This window comes from Rhodococcus opacus, assembly GCF_012396235.1.
Lineage (GTDB): Bacteria > Actinomycetota > Actinomycetes > Mycobacteriales > Mycobacteriaceae > Rhodococcus_F > Rhodococcus_F opacus.
In genome coordinates this window covers 93,842-113,155 of record NZ_JAAXPA010000026.1, presented here as the reverse complement: position 1 = coordinate 113,155, position 19,314 = coordinate 93,842, and the positions used below count along the sequence as shown (strand labels likewise).

Sequence of the window (19,314 nt, the reverse complement as noted above, 5' to 3'; positions counted from 1 at the left end):
GGGCTGCGATCTTCGGGCTTGCGTGCTCGCGGATCCGGTCCCGATGCATCCGTACGGCACGCTCGTGGGTCTCGGCGTCGTACTTCTTCGGTGCAGGGGCAAGCTCCGATTGGGGATCTGGGACGCCTGGCGGGCCGGGCACCACGGCTGATGATGTCGGTTGTACTCGGCACAATGATGACCATGACCGTTGCGCGATCTTCGCCCGATGCCGCACCCCAGGCGGTGGTGGAGGGGGTGCTCGAGCGGATCACCTACGCCAACGAGGACACCGGCTACACCATCGCCCGCCTGGCCACCGAGCGGTCCGGCCCGGATCTGGTGACCGTGGTCGGGCCGCTGCTCGGTGCCCAGATCGGTGAGAGCTTGCGGCTGACCGGTCAGTGGGGCCACCACGCGAAGTACGGCAAGCAGTTTCAGGTGCGTTCCTACACCACCGTGCTGCCCGCCACCATCGCGGGCATTCGCCGTTACCTCGGCTCCGGGCTGATCAAGGGGATCGGGCCGATGATGGCCGAACGCATGGTCACCCACTTCGGTCTCGACATCCTGACCATCATCGAACACCAGCCGCAGCGGCTGATCGAGGTGCACGGGCTCGGCCCCAAACGCACCCAGAAGATCGCCGATGCGTGGGAGGAGCAGAAGGCGATCAAGGAGGTGATGGTGTTCCTGCAGGGGGTGGGGGTGTCCACCTCGCTGGCGGTACGGATCTACAAGAACTACGGCGACGGCGCCATCGGTGTCGTCCGCGCCGAACCGTACCGGCTCGCCTCCGACGTGTGGGGCATCGGGTTCAAGACCGCCGACACCATCGCCCGAGCGGTCGGGATACCGCACGAGAGCCCCGAGCGGATCAAGGCCGGGCTGCAGTACACCCTGTCCCAAGCCGCCGACAACGGGCACTGCTACCTGCCCGAACCGAACCTGATCACCGAGGCCGCCAAGATCCTCGAGGTCGACCGGGACCTGATCGGCCCCTGCCTGGACCAGCTCGCCACAGACGACGGCGTGATCTGCGAACCGGTCCCTGCCGGTGACGGGAGCGTCCCCGCGGTCTATCTGGTGCCCTTCCACCGCGCCGAGAGCTCCCTGGCCGGCGGCCTGCTCGGCCTGCTCCACTCTCCGGCCGACAGGCTCGCCGCGTTCACTCAGGTCGACTGGGACACGGCGTTCACCTGGCTGCGAGGCCGGACCGGGCAGGACCTGGCCGACGAGCAGAAAGGCGCGGTCACACTCGCCCTCACCCGCAAGGTCGCGGTACTCACCGGCGGGCCCGGCTGCGGCAAAAGCTTCACCGTCCGCTCCATCGTCGAGCTGGCCACGGCGAAGAAAGCCAAGGTGGTGCTGGTGGCGCCGACCGGGCGGGCCGCCAAACGGCTGGCCGAGCTGACCGGCCACCAGGCCTGCACCGTCCACCGCCTGCTGGAGCTGCAACCCGGCGGCGACCCGAAATACGACCGCGACAACCCCCTCGATGCTGACCTTGTGGTGGTGGACGAGTCGTCGATGATGGACGTCATCCTGGCCAACAAACTCATCAAAGCCATCCCGGAGGGGGCGCATCTGCTGCTGGTCGGTGACGTCGACCAGCTCCCCTCCGTCGGTGCCGGAGAAGTACTGCGCGACCTGCTGGCCGCCGACACGATTCCGCGGGTGAGGTTGACGAAAATCTTCCGGCAGGCCCGCCGGTCCGGGATCGTGGTCAACGCCCACCGCATCAACGCCGCAACCGGCCCGCAGCTCACCGGATTCGACGACTTCTTCTGGTTCGCCTGCGAACCCCCGGAACAATCGGATCTGCACCCGGCCGAGGAGACCGCCAAGCTGGTGGTCGACATCGTCGCTCGCCGCATCCCCCACAAGTTCGGGCTCAACCCGCGCCAGGACGTGCAGGTCCTGACACCGATGCACCGCGGCCCCGCCGGTGCCGGCAACCTCAACGCGTTGTTGCAGCACGCGCTCACCCCACCGAAGGACGGACAGCCCGAACGCCGCTACGGCGGCCGGGCGTTCCGGATCGGCGACAAGGTCACCCAGCTCCGCAACAACTACGACAAAGGCACAGCCGGGGTGTTCAACGGCACCGTCGGCGTCGTCACCGCCATCACCACGGAGGACCAGACGCTGACCGTGCTCACCGACGAGGACGAATCCATCGACTACGACTTCTCCGAACTCGACGAACTCGCCCACGCCTACGCCGTCACCATCCACCGCTCCCAAGGCAGCGAATACCCCGCCGTCGTCATCCCCCTCACCACCTCGTCCTGGATGATGCTCCAACGCAACCTGCTCTACACCGGCGTCACCCGCGCCAAGAAACTCGTCGTCCTGGTCGGATCCCGCAAAGCCCTGGCCGCGGCGGTCCGCACCCCGGGCGCGGGCCGCCGCCACACCGCCCTCACCCACCGACTCCAGACCAGATAACTGAAGCTTCCCCTGCTTCTCTCCGGAGACCTTTCTCCATGGCTCCGGTGAGCTCAGGTTCGATGATATCTGCCTCCTGCAGCTCGGGCCGGACATGGCAGGCGCGTGCGTACTTGTCCGGTGACAGTCCCGCGGGACCGGCCTGGATCCTGCGCGGGCTGTACCGGTGTCGATATACCGGAAAAACGCCGACTCGGCCTCCACGCTGGTGGCGAATGTGATTGCGGGCCAATCGATCAACTCGATCTCGAGGCTCGTCCACAGATTTTCGGCGAGCGCATTATCGAAGCTGTCCCCGACGCTGCCGGTGGACGGGGCGATGCCGGTGTCCGTGATTCATCGACCGCGAACACGCGCGCGCCGATCATGCCGCACACCTGGCCGAGGCCCGGCAATCGGCCTCCGAATGCGTAGATGCCCTGACCACCGCGCTGCGCGCCGCCGAGCAGACGATCGAGGAATTGCGGCGGCAGCCCGGCGGCCGGGGGGAGGCGGGGCGACATCCATATCGCTGCTGCGCGTGGTGCCTACGCCGGCAAGCCGAGACCCGTGGTCATCGTCCAGGATGATCGGTTCAACGCAACCGCTTCGGTGGCGGTGTGCCCGCTGACGACCAATCCGGTCGAGGCGCCACTTGTCCGGATCCCGGTGGAGCCGACCGACAGCACCGGGATCGAGAAGCCAAGTCAGATCATGGTCGACAAGGTCACGACGATGCCGCGGATGAATGTGCGCGACCGCCTCGGCCAACTCGCCGATGCCGATCTGGTTCGGCTGGACCGCGCTCTTGTGGTATTTCTCGGGCTTGCCGATTGAGCCGGCTGGCTCGGCGGCGCGATGTCGCAAGCGGATCCGCTACTGAGGGCTGGGTGGCGGAGACTCTGCCGCGGCGCAGGGGGAACATGGGCCCCCGCCGCGCAGACACCGAGAGCGTCGGTCCGATCCCGGATCGAGCTGAGCGTTGGCGGTCGGCCACACATGCGGACCGGACGGCCCGATACCCGGTGGTGGCAGCTGCGCAGTTGCGCCCGGCCGCGCCCACCGGGGCCGAGACCGCGCAGGCGAGCGGGCCCGTGCCATGGCGCGGCGTGAGCGCTCATGAATCGCAATGCACCGTTCGCCCTGGAAATCATCAAGATATCCGGGAGTGGGCCACGCAAAGGTGTGATGCAACTCGACCTCACGGCGGCCAGCCTCACAGGGTTGGCCAAGCTGGAGGACGTCACCATGCTGCCGGAGCGGAACGTGCGGCAACTGCCGAGTCTCGCCGAGCACCGGCCGCTGGTGGGCCCGACCGTGTGAAACAACAGCGCCCCGACCTGCGATAAGGCTGATAGGGGCGGGGTCGTTTCACTCGAAGAGGTGATCACAATGGGTTCCGCTGGAATCGACTTCAACCTGGCGTTCCAGGCGTTCCTGCACTGGCTCCACGTCATGTTCGGCCTGAACGTGGGAGTCTGACCGCCGCACATCGTGGACCCCCCCGGCATGGCTGCCTCCGATCACCAGCGCCGGGGTCGGCTTGTGGTCGACTGTGGGGTGGGCCAGCGCTGCCGGAAATACCCAATTCTGCGCGACGACCCAGCACCTCACCGGGCGGTCCGGCACCCTCGAACTCGCGCTGACCCGGCTCACACGCTAGGGGGCCCGGCAGGGCGCGAGGTGTCACTGTGGCCCAGGTCACAACGAATTGTGGCCGTGGTGCCGTCGACGCCGGAGAAATCGTTCGCGCTGCTCGTCGAGGACGATGACGCCCCGGTGCTGGCTGCGGTGTTGCTTGCGGGCGATCAGCCGCTCCCTCGGCCCTCCGGCGTTCACGTAGACCGACCACCTCGGGGTGCCGACATCTCCGGTGCGGCCGGCGGCGGGGCACCCTCAGCTACGTGGTGCGCCGCCTCGGCGGCGGCGCTCGTTGAACCGGGCCCGCTGCTGAGCGAGCGCCATCAGCCGTTCGCGGTAGATCCGCTCCTGCTGGTGGGCGATGGTGAATCGGACGGTGGTGGTGTGGCGGCGCAGATCCGCGGCGCGGGCGGCGGCATTCTCGTCACCGAGCAGGTGCGCGGCGGCCCGGTCGCAGTCGATCAGGAAATGCTCGAAAGCCAGCCGGGCCGGCGCCCGCTCGTCGATCCGAGACATCCCCCGGTCTTCGATCACCTGCAGCGGAATCCGTAGCAACCGGTAGTTCAGGCGCGCCAGTGCCACCGGCACCGAATCCAGTCGCATCGTTGCTCCTTGTTGACCCGGACCGCACGGATTTCACGCAGGTGAGGGTTCGCGGGTTCCTCAGGTGGTGGAGGACCGACCGAGGACCTGGTCCCACCAGTCGGCGAGCGGGCTGGGCTCGGGCCAGATGATCGGATCGTCTGGGTGCGAGGAGGATTCGCGCGGGTCCTCGTCGTCCGGTTCCGAATCCGGATCGGCGTCGACCGGGGTCCGCCGCACGGCCCCGCACCGGCCGGTGGTCACCGTCGGTGACCGGTCCGGACGAGTCGTTCGCTGGCGCGGCGGTGGGTCGGCGGGCCGGGAGGGGGTGCGAACTGGGTGGATTTCGTACTCGAGCACGACGTTTACTCCTTCGCTGCACGCCTCGACCACCGGACGTTGGTGTCGGCCGGTCCCCATCGCGGGGGTGACTCACCTGCGCCGGTGTCGATGCCTTCTCTCAGTTCTATCCGACCCGGGCCCGCCCTGTCAGCCATTCATTACTCTGTACCGAGGGTCGAGAAAATCCCGCCAAGGGGCGGGCGGGATTCATTCGGGTAGCGGGTCCGGGAAGGGCGGCGTCTCGGCGTCGAGCAGCGCGTCGAGCCAGATCAACGCCTCGACCAGGGTGGTGGCCCGCACCGCCGGATTCGGGTCGCGTTCGGCGGCCGCGAGTTGTGCCCGGGCGAGGGCCCGGTCGCCGGCGAGCAGCGGCAGCACCGACCGCCCCACCCGGCTCTGCCGCGGCGGTAGCTCACCGGCACCGACGGTGCGGCCGGCGGTGGTGCGGACCTCGAGCACGAACGCCTCCCCGTCCTGTGCGGGACCGAGGCGGGCGACGACCACGTCCGCGAGGGCGGTGACCAACCAGGTCAGGACCCCGCGGTAGAGGGGTCGCCGCACCGGCTGGCCCCTGGGCGTCTGTACCAGCGCGGACAGCTCCGCCGACAACGCCGTGAGATGCCGATCGGCCACCAGGGTGAGCAGGTGCCCGGCCACCCTGGCCTCCGGATCTGCCCGGCCACTGACGTCCGAACCCATACCCGCCGGGTACCCACCTGGTCCGTGGGCACACCCCGGTCGCGTGCTGTCGACGTCCTCGGGAGGCCGGAAGGATTGAGGTTCAGTCGATGATCTCGACCACACCCCGCCGCACCAGCACCCGCGTACAGCTCCCGCAACGGCGGAGTGAACACCCGCGTCATCGCGGAGCCCTCGTCACATCCGAATGTTTGGCATTCCAAACTATAAACTTCAACGTCCGAAACATGCATGGCCCGATGCGGGCCCCCCACGGACACATCTGCGAAGCGATCGGGGTTGACGTGGCGGTCGGCCGGGGGGAATCGGTGTGAGGTACCGCGGGTCGCGGCCGGGGTCCACAATCCACACCCCCGCCTCGGCGGTCGTGGCGGCCGGCAGGAATCCGGCATGGCCGCCGTCGGCGGCGACCGCGGCGACCCGGTCGAACACTTCACCGTGCGTGCACCAGAGGGCGCCGTCGACGGAGCGGGCGAGGGTGAACAGCAGCCGGTCGATGGGGGCGTCCACCGTGAGCAGTGGGTGGTCGACGATCGGCAGGTGCCGTGCCACCGACAACGCTTGCAGGGTTTGCCGGCAGCGCAGGGTGGGACTCGAGAACAACGCGGTCACGGGCAGGTCGGCGAGGACATCGACGAGGTGGATGGACTGCCGGTCGCCGAGGGTGCTGAGCGGACGGTCCGCATCCAGACCGGGCCAGGCGCTCGTGGCTACCGCGTCCGCGTGCCGCACCAGAACGAACATCTCTGCCCCCTCCCGGCGTCACACCGCCTCGTGCGGTGCCGCCGCCGCACAGCATAGGTGCGCGCCGGTCGCCGGGCAGCGCGAATACCCCGGCGATCGATGCGCGGCACCGGCGGGTCGGGCATGGTCCTGGTCGGCAGACGGCATGTCACATGCTGTCGAAGATGCGGTGTTCGGGGATACCGGCGGTCTGTGCTGCGGTGACGGCGTCGAAGAGGTCGTCGGTGAGTTGCGCGAAGGTGTCGGATCGGACCCGTTCCGGGGGTCGGTCGCTCGGGTGGGTGGTCAGGAAGCTGTGCAACATGGTGCAGGTGTCGCGGACCCGCTCGAGCGCCCGGCGTTGGTCGTCGTTCATCGACGGTGCGGCCGGAGGACGACGCTCGGCGTCGGCGCTTCGTGCGGCACCCTGCGCGGGCAGGCGTGACTGACCGCCCTCAGCAGGTCGTGCATGAGTCGTTGGTAGGTGGTGAGCCATCGGTGGTCGACGGGTTCGTCACGCAGATACGCCGTCAGGACGGCGGTGTTGTCGCCGGTATCCAACCATCGGCGTACGTCGGTGGTGCGATCCTGGACACGGCGCAACGATGTGTGGGGTGAAACGGGCATCGGGTCTCCTCCGATTCGGGCTTCCCTTCGGCGAGAATGAATTCGGCGTTGCCGGGAGGTGTCCCGGCGTCGCGTGCTTCCGGAGGCCAGTGTGACCGACGGCGGCGCCCAGCGCCCGGTGTTTCCCGAGCGAACGCCACCGGCAGGCCGCTGCGGCCCCGAGCACGTGGTCACCGGTCCGCCGGTAGCGGTCATGGAGTCCGGGTGGGCGTGGGGCGGGGCGAACAGCGGGGACCGCGAGGATCCGCTCCGCCCGGGTCGATACCCGCGGCAACACCCCCGGTGTCCGGTTTCGCTTGCGCCTGACAGGCATCGGACTACCGTCCGTGACGAACACGCTGGCAATCCCCCGGCGCACACGCCCAGAAGGAGGCCCACCGTGCCCCGACGGATGTACAACGCCACTATCGAACTCGCCGAACGGTTCGACCAGCTCACCGAGCGCGACCTCGACCACCGTCTCGATCAGCTCTGCGGGTTTCATCCCGCGATCGGGCGGGGTGAGCGGGGGACCGCGATCACCATCAGCCTCATCGCGGACGGTCCCGCCGAGGCCGGTGAGGTCGTGCGCACGCTGATCGCGCAGCGGGCGAACCCGAACCAGGTCGACATCGTGAACTCCACGGTGACGACCACCGACGAGTTCGACCGGGCGAACGGCATCGAGCCGGTGCCGACGCCGCCCGTCGACTGACCTGACCCACCGGCGTCGACGAAAGCCCCGTCCGTGGGGTGGGCAAGTTTTCGGTCAGTGGCTCAGGTTTCGCGCATCGCCTCGAACACGTCCGTCCGGTCGACCTTTTCGATCGCCTGGGCGGTGATCATCTGCGCGAGGCCGTCGAGGAGCGGCGAACATGACCCTAACCCCGTACCGAAACACGCTGTGGACAAGCAAGTATGGCGTCGCTGGTGACGTCCCGCCCCGTCCTGCGCCCGAAGCGCAGGGGCGGTGCTCTCAGCGGTGTTCGCGTTGACCGGTGCCGGGGGTGCGGGTGGGTCCGTCCCGCCTGCGGGAGCGCTGCCCGGGGGCCGGGCGCCGACGGGTCTGCGCGAGGGGCGGCGGGGCTTCGCCCGCGGCCCAGCCCTGGTCGGCGTCGTCCTCGACTTCGGGGGACCGTGCGGTACCCGTGTGGTCTGTTGCGGTGGCCGGGGCACGCTCGGCGCGCAGTTGCGCGTTGTCAGCTTCCAGGCGGCAGTTGTCGCGTTCGAGTTCGTCGGTGCGGGTTTCGAGGTCGAGAACCCGGCCGATCCCGACGAGATTGACGCCGGCGTCGATCAGTTCGGCGATGCGCCGAAGCCGGGCCAGGTCGTAGTCGCTGTAACGGCGGGTACCACCCCGGGTGCGGTAGGGGGTGATCAACCCGTAGTCCTCGTATAGCCGCAGCGCCGCCATCCCGAACCCGGACAGCTCGGCGGCCACCGAAATGCCGTAAACACCCCGCAGCGACGGTGATTCGGAGTCGTACCGGCCGGATCCTTCGGGCATCTTTTTTGCTCCGATCGGGAATTTTCTCGCACACCCTCTTGTCATAGTCTACGACAGATGCTATACCGAACCTACAGCATCTGCTGGAGTTTACCTGGTGGAATGAAGCGGTTTCAGGAGGTGGACATGATGTTGATGCGCACGGATCCGTTCCGCGACCTCGACCGTCTGACCCAACAAATCCTCGGCACGACGGCCCGTCCGGCGGTGATGCCGATGGACGCCTGGCGGGAAGAGGACCGGTTCGTGGTGGAGTTCGATCTGCCCGGCATGAACGCCGACTCACTGGATCTGGACGTCGACAAGAACACGCTGACGGTGCACGCCGAACGGTCCGCACTCGACGACAACCAGGAGATGGTCGCCGCCGAGCGTCCGCGCGGGGTGTTCAGCCGGCAACTGTTCCTCGGCGAGAACCTCGATGCGGACAAGATCGAGGCGAACTACGACGCCGGGGTGCTGCGACTGACGATTCCGGTCGCGGAGAAAGCCAAGCCCCGCAAGATCGAGATCAGCAGCGGACAGCCCGAGAAGAAGGCGGTCAACGCCTGAGGCGAGGCCGACGAGGCGACCGTCGACACTCGACCCGAGGCGACAAGCTCGGGAGGGGGTGAACAGCGATGACATTGGCGAACAGGGTCACCGAGGTGAACGCCACCGTAATTCCGGAGCGCCCCGAACGCGAGACGGTGTGGCCGTGGCACGAGCTCGACTACGCCCAGCTCGAGGCCGATTCGGACCGCATCCTCGCCGACGCACTCACACCGCAGGCCGTGGTCCTGCTCACACGGTTGGCCACCGCACCGGCCGACCCGCCGCGCCCCTCCCCTCCCGCGTCGATGCCGGGGACGGTGTCCACGCCCCCGGCCCCGGAGATCCGGGCCACACAGCGCTCGCCACCGAAACCCGGAAAGTCCATCCGCAAGAGCATGTTTCGTATGTGATGTAGTTCGGGAAAGGGGTGATGAATCAGACGACTGAACCAGCTCACGGGGTTCGACCGCTCCCGCCTCCGTCACCTGTCAATGCTTCGCGAGCGGCGCGGCGAACCCCGGGCACACCGCCCGGCACCGCCGATCAACGAAAGGACCACACGACGGCGCCGACCGCGAATCCGAGAACAACCGTGGTGGTTGCGTCGGATCGACCGGGGCGCACGGCCATGAACTGGCAGACGGCATTCGTCGGCCGTCCGGGCGGGGAGTGCCCACAGCATCACACGGATCGTGAATAGCGGCGGGCCCTTCGTGCGGTCGGGCCCCGTCCCGTCCTGGTGGTTCCGGCACCCCGACGCCGGGAACCACCTTCTTCGTGCGCACGGCGAGCAGGGACACAAGCGATGGCAAACGAGCGAGATCCGTATCAGGTGCTGGGACTGTCCTCGTCGGCGTCCCAGGCCGAGATCGCCAGCGCCTACCGGCGGTTGCTGCGCGACCACCACCCCGACACCCGCACCCACCACCACACCCCCGATCCGGCGGCGGACGAATACCTCCAGCGCATTCTGTCCGCCTACGCCCAGTTACGTGACCCCGCACACCGCGCCGCCCCCGACCCGGCAGCCGCCGACCCGGCAGCGGCCGAACCCGATGCCCAACCTCGGCGACCGCCGCGGTCTCCGACCCCGCCGGCCGCCCCGACCCGCATCCACGTCGTCGTGCGCGGTACCCCGCCGCCGCGGCGGCCACCCGCCACCGGGTTGTGGGTCAGCCCGGTGCGATGGCACCGCTGACGTGCGCCACCGGTCCGGCGGCTGTCGCCGGCCCCGTTTCGCATCCATTCCTCGTCGATGAGGCCAGGTTCCGGGACGCCGGCGTTCCGTTGCCGCCCGCGAACACCGCCATGGCCGAGCACGCTCGGCCAAAGCTGCTCACCGTGGCGCGGGGCCGACCTGACCCGGCTCTGCGGGGCGGGTCTGTTGGAGGTCGGTGTTGATGCGTCGGGCCTCGGCGAGTTGGTCTTCGAGGATGATGATGCGGCACGCGGCCTCGAGTGCGGTGCCCTGGTCGATCAGTTCGCGGGCGCGGGCGGCAAGTCGGAGCTGGTAGCGGGAGTAGCGACGGTGACCGCCCGCGGAGCGGCCGGGGTGAGCAGCTTCGCGGCGTCGAGGCTGCGGAGGAATGCCCGTGTCACGCCGAGGATCTCGGCGGCATGACCCATGCTGTATGCCGGGTAGTCCTCGTCGTCGAACTTCCCGGCCGGGCTGCGGTCGGGGAAATCTTCCGGAATGGGGTGACACCTTTCAAACGGGACGGGGCCCCCGGCGCCGTGAGGCACCGGGGGCCGGATCGGGTTTTCACTACCTTGTTCCTGCACTTCCACTTACTCACTACACCTGCGGCGGTCCGGGCCCTTCGCTCTGCCCGGCCGCCGAACGGAAAGCGCCGGGTCCTTACACACTCACAACCCTCGCCCCGGCCACCCGACGGGCGGTACTGCTCTGCGGGTAGTTCATCCTCTCCCGCACTTCGTGAACTCTTTCCTTGCGACGAGACAAACTCGACAACGGCAACTCCTTAATGTCTACATTCGTGACTACAGAAATTCTTTCGTGGGGTGGCGGGGGTTTGATGGCCAGCGGTCCGCGCGGCCCGCCGGCCCGGGTGGGACCGCACACGGACCAGAGCCGAAGAACCCGGACCCAGCGGACCCATGCCGCCACTCTCGACGCCTCAGGGAGTGCCGTCGTCGCTGTCGTCGTGGTCGTCGTCCGGGAGCGGGACGATCACCGCCTGCTCGAGCTGGTCGGCGTCGTCGGCGTCCCATGCCGGGGGTGTCGCGAACGGGAAGAGGCCGACCGAAGGGTCGGTGTCGCCGTCGTCGACTTCATCGCCTACGGGAGTGTTCTGCTCGATCCGATCGGCGTCCGGGACTTCGGGCGGGAGTGGCTCGGTCATGACGGGAGGTCCTTTCTGGACGGGAGGTCCTTTCTGCTCGGAGGGTGGCGTTGTCGGTCGCGAGGGCGGTGTTGGCGTCCTCGAGTTCGAGGATGCGGGCAATGCCGGCCAGATTTGATCTCGGCCCCGACGAGTGGGGTGATGCGCTGGAGCCGGATCGGGTCGTCGTCGCTGTAGCGGCGGGTCCCGCCCGCGGTGCGACCGGGAGTGAGCAGCCCGTGCCGTTGTAGAGCCGGAGCGACTGGGCGGCCACCCCGGACAGCTCGGCGGTCACCGCGATGCCGTAGACCCCCCGCCCGGAACGCGGGGCGAGCTCCGGTTCGTGTGATATCTGCTGCTCCACAGGGTCTTTGGAAGGTTCCTTCTTGCCTCACGATACGCGAGCACCGCCCCAGCCGCCCTTGTGCGCGGCCCGGTCCGCCACCACCGTTGCGCAGCGCCGGGTCGCGCGTCCGGTCGCGGCACCGTCGACCACATCCGTGGGGCACAACGGCACCCCGCATACCGGGTGAAGGCACACAGTCAGAGGGCACGAACCCACCGGGCACCCCGCCGAGAACGAGAGGAAGAACATGACAGCGGCACCTGCCCCCAATCCGGCTCGGATGGTGGAATTCGCGTTGCGATGGTCGGCCTATGGCTGCGGCCCCGCAGACGAGATCGAACACCGCTTCGGGATGAGTAGCGCCGAGTACTTTCGCCGACTCACCGAGCACCTCGACGGCAATCCGTCGATGCCGCTTCGTCCGGAGGCGGTGGAGGCAATGAAAGCCGTTGCCCGGAAACGGCTCTAGCTCGGCACCTGAACCCCATCACACCGAAGCGTGACCTCGATCGGTGCGACGTCGGATACCCGTCCACAACCACGGGCCTCCGCTTTCCCGGACCGCCCCCCAGCCAGTGGCGGCGGCGAATTGCCGACTTCACCAGGCACACTGGACGATCCGATCGCGAACCAGGACAAAAACCATGTCGACACCCACTCGGGAAGCCTGGGGCGTGCGACCACGCGAGAAGGTCGGCAGCCGTTAATCTGGTGCTTCGTCACCGGCGTCGACCGGGATCGTGTCCGCACGCTCGGCCGCGTCACCGGGCACGGCCTCGGATCGGCGTTTCTCGGCGACTCGATCCTCGATATCGTCGACCAGATCCGACAATTCCTTCCTGTACTCGGCCCGCTCGGCAGGACCATCGGTGCAGCGTTCGTCACCGACCTCCCCCCGTCCCGAGTGTCCCTCGTCCTCCGGCGTGCTCATGTGTCGTGTCCTCTTTCCTCCGACGGTGATCAGTGGCCGCGCGAACGGAAGCTGTGTCCCCGGCCATGGTGGGCTTGCGCGGAATGACCGGCCAGCGCCAGGGTAACCATCTCGGCCACACCGTGCCGATCACGCCCGCCGGACACCACCCATGCCACGCAAAGATTCACAACCCCAGCTCGAAGACCAAGAACTGTACGAGCAACTGCACGGTACGAGGAACTGCGCGATCAGGGCGATTCGAAAAGAAGGCGCCAAGAATCTCCGACGCCGCCGCGGGCAGTCTCGGCGAGCACCGAAGCGGACCCGGTCATCACCGCCGCCGCCGACTTGGCCATCGGCACCCCGAGATCGGCCCGAACGCGACGACCACCGTCCGCAAACTCTCGCCATCGGTGGACCGATCGACGGCCGCCGGTCCAAGCTCGGGTGTCCTACTCGCTCTCCCGTCTCACCTTGACCTCGGCGATATCGGCCAAATCAGCCGAGCCGAGCACGCCCTGGTACTCCCCTCGGCTGCCGCGGCACGAGGTGTCCGGCTGCGCCAGTCTCGAGGCAGTCAACAAAGATGCATCCGGACGCTCCTGCATACTCCAGGATCTCAGCGCTTTCGACGAGAAGCCCCCAGTCCCCACCGGAACGCTCCCGTGCCGGAAGCCCGCCGACGCGTCCCGTTCGGGCATGCCGGCGGACACCCTCCGACTCAGCGGTCGCTCGGCATCGACGGCAGAGCACCAAACACCGAACACCGAACACGGAACACGGAACACGGAACAGCATCCACGAACCGATCCGCATAGTGCGCCCCCCGAATCACGACTCTTCCAGGACCGCGTCGAGGGCCTTCTGCAGGGCGGACGGTTGCGCAGGAGAAGTCGGTGCCTTCGACTTCAACTCGAGCAACTCCGCGCCGATCTCCTGCAGCTTCTTGCGGCCGAGATGTTCACGCACCTGCGGGAACCACTCGTCCTCCTCCTCCTGGATGTGGTGTTCGACGTTCTCGATCAGCACCGTGGTCTTGGCATCGAAACGCTCGTCCCCGGGCGACATCGTCGCCAACTCCGTGACCAGAACGTCGGCGACATGATGCTCCTCATACGACTCGAGGATGTCGTCCTCGAGTTCCGGGACGAGCTCGCGGACCCGCGGATACATGCCCTCGTTCTCGATGTAGGTGTGCACGGTCAAGGCCTCGATGATCTTCTCGACGATCGTGCCCTTCTCCTTGTCCGCGTTCTCCCCCGCGCCGCGGAAGGAGCGGAACAACTTCCGGATCTCCTTATGATCGTTCTTCAAGATCACGATCGCATCGGACGACATGGCACACCTCACCTCATCAACCCGGCATGCGGGCCCGGACGGGACACCTCACCGCACAAGTACCCGACGGCGTCCCCGGGGAAACGGCGCCGGTCGAATCCCACCCTCGGACTGCACATCCGACCGGATTCTTCCCGACCGGCGCGTGTAAACCGCTGGCACACAACGACACGGCAGCAACCCCGCAGAAACCTGGAGCGAAGAACCCCGGAGAAACCGCACCATCAGCCCAAGTCGGCCACGACCCGGACGAAACGGAGGACGAGAACCGACACCGCCGTCGCACGATCCGCGTACCCACCGTCCCCGCAGGATCGAAAAACCCCTGCCCGATGGCCGCGAACATCGGCGAGATCCACCGATCGGAACGGTTGCGGACGGCGTATCCTAAGGGGTGCGGATCAAGGAAACCGCGGGTCACGGTCACCTTGTGAAGCAGAGATCAGGCCGAGGGTGTGAAGTCACGACCGCCCCCGGCCCGACCGCTGTTCGGGGGTGTCACAACCGGCGCGAACAGACGGTCTGCAACCTCGATCCGTCCGGACGGCCCGCGATGGCACCCCACCCTGGTCGAGGACACCGTCGGTAACGGTTCTCGTACCTGCGATCGGTGATCTTTCGTCACCGGATCTTCATCGAGGACAGGTATCGGTGCTGTGCGTTGCGCAACCGTCCGGATGACGTCGGTGAGGGCGCCGGCGCGCAGCACCCCGATGCTCGCCTGGTGGCCCGGTTCGAGGTCACCATCGTCGGCGAACACCAGACACCCCGTCGCCGACCGCGAAACCCAACCCCCGGTGCACCTGGACCCGGTCGTGACTCGGGGACCGGCGGGTCGGGGTGACCTTGTCCTCTGTTGCCACACCCGGGGGTGAGGTGATTGTTGTACTGATCGGACCCTTCGAGCCGAGGAGACCGTCATGACCACGACAGCCCCGGACTCGGTGCTCCCCGTGGCCGAGTGCATACGCCTGCTGCGGTCGGTTCCGGTGGGGCGAATGGTCTTCACCGAGAACGCGGCGCCGGCGCTGCGTCCGGTGACCTTCGCCGCCGTCGGGGCGGAGTCGTCATCCCCACCGACGACGAGTGGTTCGAACGCTTCGATGGGGAGTTTCTCGCATTCGAAGCGGGGGACCTCGATCCGATCACCCGAATCGGATGGAGCGTAACCGCCATGGGCCACGCCACCCATGTGTCCTCCGCGGACGCCATGACCCGATTTCACGGTCGGCGCACGGTCCCGTGGTCGATCAATCCCGGCGACTACCACCTCGTCATCGACATGGAATACGTGAGAGGCCGATGTGTCACGCTGATACGCCGTCACGGTGACAAGCGATGAAGGTGTGTGACCAGACGCAGGAAACCGGAACCGGATTCGAGTGGGCTCGCGCACTGCCCTCCGGATCACTTTTCGGGGCGTTCCCTCCGGACGAGGAGGACGGAGTCGCCTGCGGGCTTCCACGGCAGAAAGACGGCGACCGCGACCGCGACCAGCAGCGAGGCCGAGACGGTGAGGTAGGAGGCGAGTTGGAAGCCTTCCAGGCACGCGGATTTCATCGCGTAGATCAGGTCGGCCTTCTGTTGCGCAAACGCGGGATTGGTCGGGCGGTGGACGATCTCGAGCACGCTGATGACGGTTTCGCGGGCGAAGCTCTTCTCGTACGGGGTCATCAGCAAGTCCGGGATGGCATCGATCCGCGGGCCGACCTCGCTCGTGTACACCGACGCCACGATCGACCCGAGCACCGCGACGCCGAGGGTGCCGCCGGCCTCGCGGGTGGTGTCGTTGACCGCCGAACCCGCCCCGGCCTCCTCGGGCGGCACCGACGACATGATGGATTCGGTGGCCGGGCCCTGGACGATGGCCAGACCGAGCCCCATCAGCACCATCGAGATGACCACCGGTCCCAGGTAGGGCGTCTCGACCTTCACTTGGCCGGCGATGAACATTCCGATACTCATCACCACCAGGCCGAACACGATGACCGCGGTGGTGCCGACCTTCTGGGCGATCAGCGTGGCCAGCGGCGCCCCGATCGCGATGGCCGCGGCGAACGGTAACGAGTGCAGCCCGAACTGCAGCGGTGTCAACTCCATCACCCCCTGGAAGTACTGGGTGATCATGAACAGGAACCCGAACATGCTGAAGTAGGCGACCGCGATCGCCAACGCCGGCAGGGAGAACCGCCTGATCCGGAAGAGCTGCATGTTCAGCACGGGGAAGGCGGTCCGCAGCTCCCACCGGACGAACGCCGCGAAGCACACCAGGGCGAACGCGTAGCCGACCAGGCTGATCGGGGACAGCCAACCCCGATGCGGCGCCTCGATGATCGTCCACACCAGCGCGGTGACGCTCACCAGGGACAGGGCGATTCCGAGCAGATCGAGCCTGCCGACGTGCGCCGCCTTCGATTCCGGGACGAGCGCCCGGGTGAGAATCAGGACGAGCACGGCGACCGGCACGTTGATCCAGAACACCGAGTGCCAGGAGAAGTGCTCGAGCAGCCACCCCCCGGCGGTGGGGCCGATCGCGATGGCGAATCCGGCCATCGCCGTCCAGGCGGCGATGGCGATGGCCCGTTCCCTGGCATCGGTGAAGATATTGATGATCAGCGCGAGGGTGGCCGGGAACACGGCGGCGGCGAACACGCCCATCGCGGCGCGGGCGGCGATCACCTGGCCGAGGTCGGTGGCGAGTGCGCCGCCGACGGACATGACCGCGACACCAGCCAGTCCGATCATCATCAGCGTGCGCCGGCCGTACCGGTCGCCGAGGTGCCCGAACGCCAGCAACAGGCCCGCGAAGGTCAGTGTGTAGGCGTCGACCACCCACTGCAAACCGCTCATATCGGTGTGCAGCTGCACCCCGATCGAGGGCAGCGCGACGTTGACGATGGTGTTGTCGAGCACCACCAGCAATTCCGCCAGGCAGATCACGACGAGCGCGAGGTAGCGGCCCCGCCGGCCCGGTCCGGTCGCGGGGGCCCGATGCGCGGCGGAGTGAACAACCGTCGAGTGGGACATGGTGGAATCGACTCCTCGTCACTGATATGCCGGTCAGCATATTTCTGAGGGAACAGTAACTGTAACTATTAGTATCAGTCAATGCCGGGAGATACTGACTCTCAGGCAGTTATGACAGCGGGAGCCCTCGAGCGCTACATATCGCCCGCGGCGTTCGGGCAGGAAAAGCTATGCTGAACGGCATAGGAATCGGCACTCAGCGAGGGTGGGCATGGGCACACGCACGTCGGCACGCGAGAACATGATGCTCAGCGCGGTGACCCTGTTCCGCGAACGCGGCGTCGACGCGACCTCGCTGGCGGATGTGATCGACCACGCACACGCCCCCCGGGGCTCGATCTACCACCACTTCCCCGGCGGCAAACCGCAACTGGCCGAGGAGGCCACCCGCCGCGCGGGCGGCCTCATGGGATCGATGATCAGCGCCAGTCTCGCGGACGGGGAACCGGCGCAGACCCTCGCGCTGATCGTCGACGTGTTCCGTCAGCAACTCCTCGACACCGACTATGCCGCCGGATGCCCGGTGGCAGCCGGCGCGCTCGAAGGCGGCGAGTATCCCGCGGCGAAACAGGCGGCGGGCGAAGCCTTCACCTCGTGGGAGTCGACCATCGCGGCAGCGTTGTGGCAGCGCGGCGTGCGGATGTCCCGCGCGCAGTCGGTCGCCACCCTGTCCATCGCCGCGCTCGAGGGCGCCCTGCTGCTGGCGAAAGCACAACGCAGCACCCAGGCACTGGATCGGGTCGCCACCGAACTCACCGCCGTGGTCGATGACGCGATCGAGGACGCAACATCGACCAGCCCGCGACGCGGCCGGTAGCAACCCACACAGTCCGGTTGTCGCCCGTCCGCACCCAGTGGGAAACTCGCAGCCCGGCAGGCCCGCCCGCCCCCGCCTAAAACCACCGCGCCCCTATGGCGTTCAGCGGCTGCTCAAGCAATGTGCCCGGGAACACGTCGATTCGGGCCACCCATGCGCACGCGTTGTTCGCTGCCGCCGCCGCGAAACTGACATCGCCGCCGGAAGCAGCTGGTTTCCTTCGCCAAGGGTGAATTTGCTCGGTTTTCTCACCACCGACATCACCCCTTGGGCGCTTCAGGACCGAGAATTGCGGGGGTTCGGCGCCGCTCCCCGAATCCTGTATGCCAGGGGGTGGCCGGACCGGGCGCCTACCCCCACCGGGTGCCGCGTCCGGTTCCCGGGCGGTCACAGGTCGATGGTGAGGGAGGCTGACTTCGCGCGGTCGGTGCAGATGAGCATCGTGTCTGGTTCGTCGAGGAAGGCCGATCGTCCGCGGTGGTCGACGTCGCCGGAGAGGACCCGCACGCGGCAGGTGCCGCAGAATCCCTGCTGGCACGAGTACGGCACATCGGGTATCGCCTCTCGCACGGCGGCGAGGGCCGATCTGTCCGCCGGGACCTCGAGGGTCTTCGCGGTGTCGGCGAGGCGAAGCGTGAACGGCTCGCCGCCGACGACCGGTTCGGGGCTGAACCTCTCGAAATGCAGTCCGGCCGCTCCTGTCCGGTCGAACCGGGTTCGGATGTCGGGGAGCAGTCCCGGCGGTCCGCAGAAGTAGACGGAGGCGCGGGGACCGGCGTGTGCCAACAGTTCGGCAGCCGTGCGGCGGGCACCGGTGAGGATCCGGACTCGATCGGGGTCGAGTGCGCCGATCTCGTCGAGGAATGCCATCGTCGCGGTGTCACGGCCGAGGTAGGTCAGGTGCCAGTCGACACCCGCTGCGGCCGCGGCCCGGACCATGGGCAGGATGGGGGTGATGCCGATGCCTGCGGCGATGAACACCACCCGGGAGATGTCGGCCCGGGCCAGGTGCGGGTAGGCGAAGGGGAAGGCGTTGCGGGGGCCACCCGCGGTGACCGGTGCACCGGCGGGCAGCTGGTCGTGGATTTCGATCGATGCGCCGCCGCCGTCGGATATCCGGCGGACCGCGATCCGGTAGCTTCCCCTATCGGCGGGATCGCCGCATAGCGAGTACTGCCGGACCTTCCCCGAGGGCAGCGTCAGGTCCAGGTGCGCGCCCGGGTGCCACGGCGGCAGGGCGGACCCGTCCGCAGATTTCAGGCGCAGGCTGAGCACTCCGTCGGCCTCGACGCGGCGGTCCGCCACGAGCAGGCGCAGCACCCGGTCGACGGGGGTGGGTTCGGTGATGCGCGCCCGGCTGGTGACGGCGGCGTAGCCGCGGACCGCGAGGCGGAAGCCGGACATCAGCCGGTCGGGTTTGTCCGGCCGGCGCAGTGACGGCGGGACCGGTGTGAGGAAGTGTGCGGTCATGAGCGGGCTCCAGTGCGT

General features: G+C 67.9%; 23 protein-coding genes and 2 pseudogenes. 10 read left to right on the top strand and 15 right to left on the bottom strand.

Going from position 1 to position 19,314, the window contains the following annotated elements:
- Positions 1 to 183 precede the first annotated feature (183 nt).
- The 3 genes from recD2 to HGB39_RS38220 all read left to right on the top strand — a co-directional run bounded on the left by recD2 (position 184) and on the right by HGB39_RS38220 (position 3,732).
- Positions 184 to 2,430: an SF1B family DNA helicase RecD2 gene (gene recD2 / locus HGB39_RS28465; RefSeq protein WP_064080847.1), complete on the top strand. Its 2,247-nt coding sequence runs from the start codon at positions 184 to 186 to the stop codon at positions 2,428 to 2,430.
- A gap of 501 nt (positions 2,431 to 2,931) precedes the next feature.
- Positions 2,932 to 3,246, top strand: coding sequence for a type II toxin-antitoxin system PemK/MazF family toxin (locus HGB39_RS28460; RefSeq protein WP_064080844.1), 315 nt, complete (start codon positions 2,932 to 2,934; stop codon positions 3,244 to 3,246).
- Positions 3,247 to 3,528: 282 nt separating this feature from the next.
- Positions 3,529 to 3,732: a hypothetical protein gene (locus HGB39_RS38220; protein ID WP_064080843.1), complete on the top strand. Its 204-nt coding sequence runs from the start codon at positions 3,529 to 3,531 to the stop codon at positions 3,730 to 3,732.
- A gap of 378 nt (positions 3,733 to 4,110) precedes the next feature.
- Here the strand turns inward: HGB39_RS38220 and HGB39_RS28455 are convergent, their stop codons facing one another.
- From HGB39_RS28455 to HGB39_RS28425, 7 genes are all read right to left on the bottom strand, one after another.
- A complete protein-coding gene (locus HGB39_RS28455) occupies positions 4,111 to 4,248 on the bottom strand; it encodes a hypothetical protein (RefSeq protein WP_155756097.1) in 138 nt (45 codons plus the stop codon).
- A gap of 57 nt (positions 4,249 to 4,305) precedes the next feature.
- The gene (locus HGB39_RS28450) at positions 4,306 to 4,653 is read right to left on the bottom strand and encodes a hypothetical protein (protein ID WP_064080842.1); all 348 of its coding nucleotides are present in this window, start codon (positions 4,651 to 4,653) and stop codon (positions 4,306 to 4,308) included.
- Between the two features lie 60 nt (positions 4,654 to 4,713).
- Positions 4,714 to 4,992 (bottom strand): hypothetical protein, encoded by a 279-nt coding sequence (locus tag HGB39_RS28445; protein ID WP_211281156.1) that lies wholly within the window; start codon positions 4,990 to 4,992, stop codon positions 4,714 to 4,716.
- A 189-nt stretch (positions 4,993 to 5,181) separates the two neighbouring features.
- The gene (locus HGB39_RS28440; RefSeq protein ID WP_064080840.1) at positions 5,182 to 5,673 is read right to left on the bottom strand and encodes a hypothetical protein; all 492 of its coding nucleotides are present in this window, start codon (positions 5,671 to 5,673) and stop codon (positions 5,182 to 5,184) included.
- A 213-nt stretch (positions 5,674 to 5,886) separates the two neighbouring features.
- Entirely contained in the window at positions 5,887 to 6,417 is a 531-nt protein-coding gene (locus tag HGB39_RS28435; protein WP_064080839.1) for a SixA phosphatase family protein, read from the bottom strand.
- Positions 6,418 to 6,565: 148 nt separating this feature from the next.
- Entirely contained in the window at positions 6,566 to 6,772 is a 207-nt protein-coding gene (locus tag HGB39_RS28430) for a hypothetical protein (RefSeq protein WP_064080838.1), read from the bottom strand.
- Positions 6,769 to 7,023, bottom strand: a complete 255-nt coding sequence (locus HGB39_RS28425; protein ID WP_210753031.1) for a hypothetical protein — start codon at positions 7,021 to 7,023, stop codon at positions 6,769 to 6,771. Before HGB39_RS28425 ends, HGB39_RS28430 begins: the two co-directional genes overlap by 4 nt.
- Positions 7,024 to 7,402: 379 nt before the next feature.
- On the opposite strand from HGB39_RS28425, the gene HGB39_RS28420 reads away from it, so the two are divergent.
- Positions 7,403 to 7,717 (top strand): hypothetical protein, encoded by a 315-nt coding sequence (locus tag HGB39_RS28420; RefSeq protein WP_155756096.1) that lies wholly within the window; start codon positions 7,403 to 7,405, stop codon positions 7,715 to 7,717.
- Positions 7,718 to 7,978: 261 nt separating this feature from the next.
- On the opposite strand, the gene HGB39_RS28415 is transcribed toward HGB39_RS28420, so the two are convergent.
- On the bottom strand, positions 7,979 to 8,509 hold the full coding sequence (locus tag HGB39_RS28415) for a MerR family transcriptional regulator (protein WP_064080836.1): 531 nt from the start codon (positions 8,507 to 8,509) through the stop codon (positions 7,979 to 7,981).
- A 129-nt stretch (positions 8,510 to 8,638) separates the two neighbouring features.
- On the opposite strand from HGB39_RS28415, the gene HGB39_RS28410 reads away from it, so the two are divergent.
- The 3 genes from HGB39_RS28410 to HGB39_RS28400 all read left to right on the top strand — a co-directional run bounded on the left by HGB39_RS28410 (position 8,639) and on the right by HGB39_RS28400 (position 10,241).
- Positions 8,639 to 9,061 carry an Hsp20/alpha crystallin family protein gene (locus HGB39_RS28410; protein WP_064080845.1) on the top strand — a complete coding sequence of 141 codons (423 nt, stop codon included), beginning with the start codon at positions 8,639 to 8,641 and terminating at the stop codon, positions 9,059 to 9,061.
- A gap of 68 nt (positions 9,062 to 9,129) precedes the next feature.
- Positions 9,130 to 9,453 carry a hypothetical protein gene (locus HGB39_RS28405; RefSeq protein ID WP_064080835.1) on the top strand — a complete coding sequence of 108 codons (324 nt, stop codon included), beginning with the start codon at positions 9,130 to 9,132 and terminating at the stop codon, positions 9,451 to 9,453.
- Positions 9,454 to 9,848: 395 nt separating this feature from the next.
- Complete coding sequence (locus HGB39_RS28400; RefSeq protein WP_064080834.1) at positions 9,849 to 10,241, top strand: J domain-containing protein; 393 nt, start codon at positions 9,849 to 9,851, stop codon at positions 10,239 to 10,241.
- A gap of 278 nt (positions 10,242 to 10,519) precedes the next feature.
- Here the strand turns inward: HGB39_RS28400 and HGB39_RS40335 are convergent, their stop codons facing one another.
- From HGB39_RS40335 to HGB39_RS28385, 3 genes and pseudogenes are all read right to left on the bottom strand, one after another.
- On the bottom strand, positions 10,520 to 10,831 hold the full coding sequence (locus HGB39_RS40335) for a hypothetical protein (protein ID WP_247607527.1): 312 nt from the start codon (positions 10,829 to 10,831) through the stop codon (positions 10,520 to 10,522).
- A gap of 350 nt (positions 10,832 to 11,181) precedes the next feature.
- Entirely contained in the window at positions 11,182 to 11,406 is a 225-nt protein-coding gene (locus tag HGB39_RS28390; RefSeq protein ID WP_064080833.1) for an Rv3202a family protein, read from the bottom strand.
- A pseudogene (locus HGB39_RS28385) lies at positions 11,336 to 11,737 on the bottom strand (MerR family transcriptional regulator). The gene HGB39_RS28390 and the pseudogene HGB39_RS28385 overlap by 71 nt, the downstream one beginning before the upstream one ends.
- A gap of 241 nt (positions 11,738 to 11,978) precedes the next feature.
- Here HGB39_RS28385 and HGB39_RS28380 point away from each other — a divergent pair.
- Positions 11,979 to 12,200 carry a DUF3263 domain-containing protein gene (locus HGB39_RS28380; protein WP_064080831.1) on the top strand — a complete coding sequence of 74 codons (222 nt, stop codon included), beginning with the start codon at positions 11,979 to 11,981 and terminating at the stop codon, positions 12,198 to 12,200.
- 234 nt (positions 12,201 to 12,434) lie between these two features.
- Here HGB39_RS28380 and HGB39_RS28375 read toward each other — a convergent pair whose 3' ends face one another.
- Together HGB39_RS28375 and HGB39_RS28370 are read right to left on the bottom strand one after the other, a co-directional pair.
- Positions 12,435 to 12,662, bottom strand: a complete 228-nt coding sequence (locus tag HGB39_RS28375) for a hypothetical protein (RefSeq protein WP_064080830.1) — start codon at positions 12,660 to 12,662, stop codon at positions 12,435 to 12,437.
- 813 nt (positions 12,663 to 13,475) lie between these two features.
- Entirely contained in the window at positions 13,476 to 13,982 is a 507-nt protein-coding gene (locus tag HGB39_RS28370; RefSeq protein ID WP_064080828.1) for a hemerythrin domain-containing protein, read from the bottom strand.
- 920 nt (positions 13,983 to 14,902) lie between these two features.
- Between HGB39_RS28370 and HGB39_RS28365 the strand changes: the two are divergent.
- A pseudogene (locus tag HGB39_RS28365) lies at positions 14,903 to 15,324 on the top strand (pyridoxamine 5'-phosphate oxidase family protein).
- A 65-nt stretch (positions 15,325 to 15,389) separates the two neighbouring features.
- Here HGB39_RS28365 and HGB39_RS28360 read toward each other — a convergent pair.
- Positions 15,390 to 17,009 carry an MFS transporter gene (locus HGB39_RS28360; RefSeq protein ID WP_064080826.1) on the bottom strand — a complete coding sequence of 540 codons (1,620 nt, stop codon included), beginning with the start codon at positions 17,007 to 17,009 and terminating at the stop codon, positions 15,390 to 15,392.
- A 211-nt stretch (positions 17,010 to 17,220) separates the two neighbouring features.
- Between HGB39_RS28360 and HGB39_RS28355 the strand changes: the two genes are divergently transcribed.
- Positions 17,221 to 17,826 (top strand): TetR/AcrR family transcriptional regulator, encoded by a 606-nt coding sequence (locus HGB39_RS28355; protein WP_247607526.1) that lies wholly within the window; start codon positions 17,221 to 17,223, stop codon positions 17,824 to 17,826.
- A 387-nt stretch (positions 17,827 to 18,213) separates the two neighbouring features.
- Here the strand turns inward: HGB39_RS28355 and HGB39_RS28350 are convergent, their stop codons facing one another.
- Positions 18,214 to 19,296, bottom strand: coding sequence for a PDR/VanB family oxidoreductase (locus HGB39_RS28350; RefSeq protein WP_168442974.1), 1,083 nt, complete (start codon positions 19,294 to 19,296; stop codon positions 18,214 to 18,216).
- Positions 19,297 to 19,314 lie beyond the last annotated feature (18 nt).

Bases quoted from the DNA above. Each gene is read 5' to 3' on its own strand.
- HGB39_RS28380 (WP_064080831.1), top strand. From the start codon at position 11,979: ATGACAGCGGCACCTGCCCCCAATCCGGCTCGGATGGTGGAATTCGCG.
- HGB39_RS28360 (WP_064080826.1), bottom strand. From the start codon at position 17,009: ATGTCCCACTCGACGGTTGTTCACTCCGCCGCGCATCGGGCCCCCGCG.
- HGB39_RS28400 (WP_064080834.1), top strand. From the start codon at position 9,849: ATGGCAAACGAGCGAGATCCGTATCAGGTGCTGGGACTGTCCTCGTCG.
- HGB39_RS28430 (WP_064080838.1), bottom strand. From the start codon at position 6,772: ATGAACGACGACCAACGCCGGGCGCTCGAGCGGGTCCGCGACACCTGC.
- HGB39_RS28450 (WP_064080842.1), bottom strand. From the start codon at position 4,653: ATGCGACTGGATTCGGTGCCGGTGGCACTGGCGCGCCTGAACTACCGG.
- HGB39_RS28425 (WP_210753031.1), bottom strand. From the start codon at position 7,023: ATGCCCGTTTCACCCCACACATCGTTGCGCCGTGTCCAGGATCGCACC.
- HGB39_RS28375 (WP_064080830.1), bottom strand. From the start codon at position 12,662: ATGAGCACGCCGGAGGACGAGGGACACTCGGGACGGGGGGAGGTCGGT.
- HGB39_RS28435 (WP_064080839.1), bottom strand. From the start codon at position 6,417: ATGTTCGTTCTGGTGCGGCACGCGGACGCGGTAGCCACGAGCGCCTGG.
- HGB39_RS28370 (WP_064080828.1), bottom strand. From the start codon at position 13,982: ATGTCGTCCGATGCGATCGTGATCTTGAAGAACGATCATAAGGAGATC.
- HGB39_RS28440 (WP_064080840.1), bottom strand. From the start codon at position 5,673: ATGGGTTCGGACGTCAGTGGCCGGGCAGATCCGGAGGCCAGGGTGGCC.
- HGB39_RS28415 (WP_064080836.1), bottom strand. From the start codon at position 8,509: ATGCCCGAAGGATCCGGCCGGTACGACTCCGAATCACCGTCGCTGCGG.
- HGB39_RS28355 (WP_247607526.1), top strand. From the start codon at position 17,221: ATGGGCACACGCACGTCGGCACGCGAGAACATGATGCTCAGCGCGGTG.
- HGB39_RS38220 (WP_064080843.1), top strand. From the start codon at position 3,529: ATGAATCGCAATGCACCGTTCGCCCTGGAAATCATCAAGATATCCGGG.
- HGB39_RS28405 (WP_064080835.1), top strand. From the start codon at position 9,130: ATGACATTGGCGAACAGGGTCACCGAGGTGAACGCCACCGTAATTCCG.
- HGB39_RS28390 (WP_064080833.1), bottom strand. From the start codon at position 11,406: ATGACCGAGCCACTCCCGCCCGAAGTCCCGGACGCCGATCGGATCGAG.
- recD2 (WP_064080847.1), top strand. From the start codon at position 184: ATGACCGTTGCGCGATCTTCGCCCGATGCCGCACCCCAGGCGGTGGTG.
- HGB39_RS28350 (WP_168442974.1), bottom strand. From the start codon at position 19,296: ATGACCGCACACTTCCTCACACCGGTCCCGCCGTCACTGCGCCGGCCG.
- HGB39_RS28410 (WP_064080845.1), top strand. From the start codon at position 8,639: ATGTTGATGCGCACGGATCCGTTCCGCGACCTCGACCGTCTGACCCAA.